The organism is Shewanella sp. T24-MNA-CIBAN-0130 (assembly GCF_040310185.1).
Lineage (GTDB): Bacteria > Pseudomonadota > Gammaproteobacteria > Enterobacterales > Shewanellaceae > Shewanella > Shewanella psychromarinicola.
The window spans coordinates 1-244 of record NZ_JBEOPP010000503.1 but is presented as its reverse complement, the minus strand read 5'-3'; the positions used below and the strand labels follow the sequence as shown (position 1 = coordinate 244).

General features: G+C 60.7%; 1 protein-coding gene. It reads left to right on the top strand.

Translation table 11 applies throughout. The features are described 5' to 3' along the window. Window positions 1-244 (top strand): carbohydrate porin (locus AAEZ02_RS23285; protein ID WP_351125572.1); only part of this gene is annotated, 244 nt, incomplete at both ends.

The following is a 244-nucleotide window of genomic DNA, read 5'->3' as shown; positions in this document are numbered from 1 at the left end:
GCATGCGGGCGCACTGCCCGGTGAATACAAGCTCGGGTATTACTACGACAGTTCCGATGTAAAACGCATTGGCAGCAACAAGGACGTCAGCGGACGTGGCGGTCACTACCTCTTGATCGACCAAGCTGTGTGGGCTTCCCCATCATCCCAAGGCCGCAGCCTGCATGCCTTCGGCCAGTACTCTGCCGCCAGCCAAGCGGCTTCGCCGTTCACCAAGTGGTATGGCGCGGGCGTGGTGCTGTAC